Here is a 4,579-nt window from a genome sequence, read left to right as displayed (position 1 = left end):
ATGAGTTAGGATTGATCGAATGCTATAGTTTGCCGGTGAGCACGAACCAGCCGGAAGCATCTTCTCTGCCCACCCTCGCCGTCATCGAGGACAACGACGATAGCCGCCTGCTCTTGCGCATCATGCTCGAGGGACGCTATCAGCTCGTCGAGTACCCCGATGGCCAGCAGGGGTTGGAGGGACTGCGCCGCCAGCGGCCGGACCTGCTGCTGCTGGACATCTCCTTACCGGTGATGGACGGCATCCAGGTCCTGCGGCGGTTGCGCCGGGATATGGCGCTCAAGGACTTGCCGGTCATCGCTCTCACCGCCCACGCTCTCAGCGGCGAGCAGGACAAGCTTCTGGCCAATGGCTTCGATGCCTATGTCGGCAAGCCCATCGTCGACGAGCAACGCCTCTTCGCGGCTATCGACGGGCTGCTTTCCCGTAGTGGATGAGAACATCCTGCCGGTAAAAAGATCAGTAAAAATTTAGATTTGCAAACATCAGATTATGCTTGCGTGAAAAGTCGTGCTTCTTTAGACTAATTTGTCTATGGACTTCAGAAATATCGGTGCGGCCCTTCGTTGGTTGAGAACCCAGCGAGTGCAGAAGCAACGAGAAGTAGCGCAGACCGCGGGCATCACCCCCGCCATGTTAAGTGCCTACGAGACGGGAAAGCATCGCCCGAGCCTGGACACCACCGAAAGGGTCCTGCAGGCCCTGGACTGCGATGTCGTGGATCTGACCAACGCTTTGCAGATGGTGGCGGTTTCCCAGCGTTCCGTTGGGCGGGACGCGGAGGACCGCAAATCCAAGCAAGTGCTGCCGACCCTGGAGTTGCAGACTCGGTTTCGGGACATGGTGCGGCAGGTGCTGGACGGATCCGGCATCACTCCCGAAGAGGAAGAGGTCTTGGTGAGCATGCTGCCGGGGTTGCTGCAGCTGATCCGCCACCTCAAATCCTGAGCTTCACTACTGCTAGCTCCCCAAGGCGTCTGCGGATTCGGATAGGCTCACCCCATGAGACCTCATCCGTTGCGGACCCTCCTCGCTGCTCGTCACGTGCTGGGCGCGATCTTCCTACTGCTCCTGGCAGCCTGTGGCGGGCCGTCCGAGCCACCTCCAGAACAGCTCTCCGCAGGGGCCTCTCAGGAGGTCCACGACGGCCCCAACATTCTCTTCGTCTCCCTCGACACATTGCGGGCGGATCACCTGGGGAGCTACGGGGCCACCGGGGATCCCACCCCACGGCTGGACGCCCTGGCCGCCGCCGGGGTGCGCTTCGCGGCGGCCTCCTGCCCGATGCCGGTGACTCGGCCTTCCCACTTCACCATGCTCACCTCCCGCTACCCGCGGGATCACGGCTCGCTGAGCAACGCGTCCCCCCTGCCGGAAGGGGTGCGGACGGTCACCGAGGAGTTGGCGGAGGCCGGCTATCGCACCGCCGCCTTCACCGGCGTCAAGCTGCTGGCGCCGGGTTCCGGTGCGGATCGCGGTTTCCAGGTCTTCGAAGCACCGGACCGCGGTGAGGACCGCAGCGCCGAAGAGGTGGTGACGGCGGCGGAGCGCTGGCTGGGAGAGCAAACTGGAGCAGCGCCGTTCTTCCTCTGGGTGCACATGTACGACCCCCACATGCCCTACGCGCCCCCGGCGCCCTACGCTGTGGCGCCGCCGGTGGGGCTGGAGGAAGAGCTACCCTATTTCTCCCGGCCTTTGCTCAAACCGCTGCTGGAGCGCACCGACGGCGACGTGCCCCGAGAGGTGCTGGACTGGGCCCTGGCCCAATACGACGGCGAGGTGCGCTACGTTGACCATTGGGTGGGCAGGCTTCTGGACCGGCTGGAGGCTGCGGGGATGAGCGAAGAGACCCTGGTGGTGGTCACCTCCGACCACGGGGAATGCTTCAGCAACGGCATCTATTTCGAGCACGGCACCTGCCTGTACGAAGGCGCCCTCCACGTTCCCTTGATCCTGCGGCTACCGGCGACAGCTTCCGGGCGCTGGGCACCCGGTGAGGTCGTCGACCGGCCGGTGGATCTGCTGGCCCTGGCGCCGACGATGCTCGAGGTGGCCGGCCTGCCGGTGCCGGAGGACTTTGGCGGTACGTCGTTGCTGGCACCGCCGCCGGAGGACTCGACCCGGGACTCGGCGGCCTACTTTCAGAATCCCCGCTACGATTCCGGCGCCCGGGAGCGCCGCATGGAGCGGCGGGAGCGGCTGAGCTCGGTGGCCGGCGACGAGCTGCGCCCGGTCTTCGAAGGCGAGGTGGTGGGGGTGCGCACCGGCCGTTGGAAGCTCATCGTCGGGCAGCACGGGCTGCAGAAGCTCTTCGATCTGGAGGCGGATCCGGCGGAGCTGCAGGATGTCTCCGCCGAGCATCCGGAGGTGCTGGACGACCTGCGCCGCCGCATCAAGGCCTGGATCGTAGCCCACCCGGTGGCGGAGGGCGGTCCGGAGGAGATCGACGAGGAGCTGGAGAAGACGCTGCGCTCGTTGGGGTATTGAGCCGGGGGTGGGAGAGCAGAGCCGGCAAGAAGCCGGCGGTCCCAGGGGCTCTATTCGTCCTTGGCGCTCTCCGCGTCCGGCGGTGGGGCCAGGGCCGGGGCGCCGAGGTCGCGGCGCAGGCGGTCGATGAGCTGTGGGGGGTAGCGGCGCATGCGCACGATGGTGGCGCGCTCGTCCCGCTGGTTGATGTAGGGGCTGAAGTACTCCCAGACGATTTCGCCGCCGGGGGTGACCTCGAAGGACCGGCCGCGATCCGACTCCGCCACTAGCGTGTTGCCACCGGCCAGGCGCTGGGCCGAGCCGCGGCTGAGGGTGAAGAAGTCCTCCGGCTCCTCGGTTCGGTACTCCCAGACGACTTCCCCGCGGTGGGCCTCACCGCCTAGGGGATCCACCTCCAGCACCCGCGACCAGCCGCGCTCCAGACCGTTGTCGAAGATCAGCAGGTGGCCGTTGGGCAGCCAGCTGGCGTCGTGGGGGCCGGAGAGGATGCCCTGGCCCCAGGCCCACACCAGCTCGCCGGTGCTCCAGCGCACCACCGCCACCGTGTCCTGGTGGCGGCTGCACAGCAACACATGGCCGGCGCCGTAGAGGGGGTCGCGGTCCGCGAGCTCCGGGTAGGGATTCCACTGCACCGAATTGAGATGGAAGAGATCCACGGCGCGGGTGCCGTCCTGGGTTTTCTTCGGCGCCACCGGCTGGAAGTCGAAGGGGTAGGGACCGGCCCGGAAGAGGTCGTAGACCGAGCGCTCCGCCACTACGGCGCCGGCGGAGTCGAGGAGCAGGAGGCGGTTGTCATAGAGCCGCGGCTTCTTCTTGCCCGGAGGCCGCTCCGACAGCTCTTCCGACAGCCAAGACGGCGGCCAATCCGGGGCATCGTCCCGATACGCAGCGCCGAGGGCGAGGAGGGCTCCGCCGGAGGCCTCCTGGGGGACGCTAGCTATCGGGATGGGGGCGGCGTCGTGGTGCACCGGCAGCGTGTGTTTCCAGCGTACCGTCCCGTCCCAGGCGAGGCGCGCCAGGAAGCGGGATTCATACGGGCTCCGGTCGTCGTGGTCGTCCATGCCGATGACCAGCAGATCACCGTCGCCCAGCAGCCGGCTGTTGGACCAGTGCCGGCAGCCGTCCATGCGCCAGCGTCCGAGGGTCCGGCCGGTGGCGGAGAGGAGCTCCGCGGTGCACAGGGAGCGATGGGTGGTGAGGTTGTAGCCGGGCTCGGAGCGGCCACGGTCGAGGGCCACCACCCCCGCCTTGTCCCGATCCTCGCCGGCGGGACTGAAGCCGGTGTAGGGCAGGGCGCGGAGGTCGTCGAGGGAGGCCTCGCCGCCGCTTTGCGCCGACTCGGCGCTTTGAGCTCCTGGGGAGGCCGGAGAGCCGGCTGGAGCTTCGTTGGCGGTGGGGGCGGAGGCCGGGTCTCCGGAACTGCAGCCGAGGAGGAGCAGCGGGAGCACCAGACCGGCCCCGAGCCACTGGTTCCAGAGCCTGGGGTACCGGAGTTTGGGGCACCGGAGCCTCAGCAGCCCGCCGTTGGAGGAACGATCACCCAAGGAGTTGATTTCTCCGGCTTTATGTCTTCTTGCTGGACTTGTTCTTGCGCGAGAGAAAGCCGAGGACCCGGCTGGCGAAGTCGTCGGACAGCCCCAGCTTGCGTTTGAGCCACGAGTAGAGGGCCACCGCCGCCTTGTCGAGCCAGATCAGCGGTGCCTTCCAGCGTTCCCCGGGGCGGGCGCGGTAGTCGGTGGAGCGGGCCTTGTAGCGGGGGTTCCGCTCCTCCGTGTAGTAGTACAACGCCAGGCTCTTGCGGGTGACCCCGGAGGGGCATTGGATGGGGTCGGGGTAGCCGTGGTAGGAGTCCTCGTCGGTGTTGAAGAGCACGGCGTGGTTGAGCAAGGGCAGCACCTCTTCCTCGCTGCGCTTCATGCCCCGGTCCCACAGCTCCAAGGCTCCCCGCCATTCCTCCTGCCAGCCGGGATTCAGGAAGAGGATCAGGTTGCACCGCCGGCGCCAGTTGGTCTTGTGGTGGTGCATGGTGAAGTCGGCGTGGATGTTGAGGAAGCCGCCGCGCTCCGTCTGGTGCATGCCGCCGCCCTCCAGG

5 protein-coding genes are annotated in these 4,579 nt (G+C 67.1%); 3 read left to right on the top strand and 2 right to left on the bottom strand.

All coding sequences use genetic code 11. The features are described from left to right. The 3 genes from SX243_25220 to SX243_25210 form a co-directional block, all read left to right on the top strand. Positions 1-437: response regulator (locus SX243_25220; GenBank protein ID MDY7096291.1), on the top strand; the 437-nt coding region annotated here is incomplete at its 5' end. A gap of 97 nt (positions 438-534) precedes the next feature. Next, entirely contained in the window at positions 535-948 is a 414-nt protein-coding gene (locus tag SX243_25215; GenBank protein MDY7096290.1) for a helix-turn-helix transcriptional regulator, read from the top strand. Positions 949-1,002: 54 nt separating this feature from the next. Next, a complete protein-coding gene (locus SX243_25210; protein MDY7096289.1) occupies positions 1,003-2,487 on the top strand; it encodes a sulfatase in 1,485 nt (494 codons plus the stop codon). 50 nt (positions 2,488-2,537) lie between these two features. On the opposite strand, the gene SX243_25205 is transcribed toward SX243_25210, so the two are convergent. Both SX243_25205 and SX243_25200 read right to left on the bottom strand, forming a co-directional pair. Next, the gene (locus SX243_25205) at positions 2,538-3,935 is read right to left on the bottom strand and encodes an arylsulfotransferase family protein (protein MDY7096288.1); all 1,398 of its coding nucleotides are present in this window, start codon (positions 3,933-3,935) and stop codon (positions 2,538-2,540) included. Between the two features lie 115 nt (positions 3,936-4,050). Continuing rightward, the coding region (locus SX243_25200; protein MDY7096287.1) for a 2OG-Fe(II) oxygenase at positions 4,051-4,579 on the bottom strand (529 nt) is incomplete at its 5' end.

It is taken from the genome of Acidobacteriota bacterium (genome assembly GCA_034211275.1).
Classification (GTDB): Bacteria; Acidobacteriota; Thermoanaerobaculia; order Multivoradales; family JAHZIX01; genus JAGQSE01.
The sequence above is the reverse complement of the archived record's forward strand: the minus strand, read 5'-3'. Positions and strand labels throughout refer to the sequence as shown.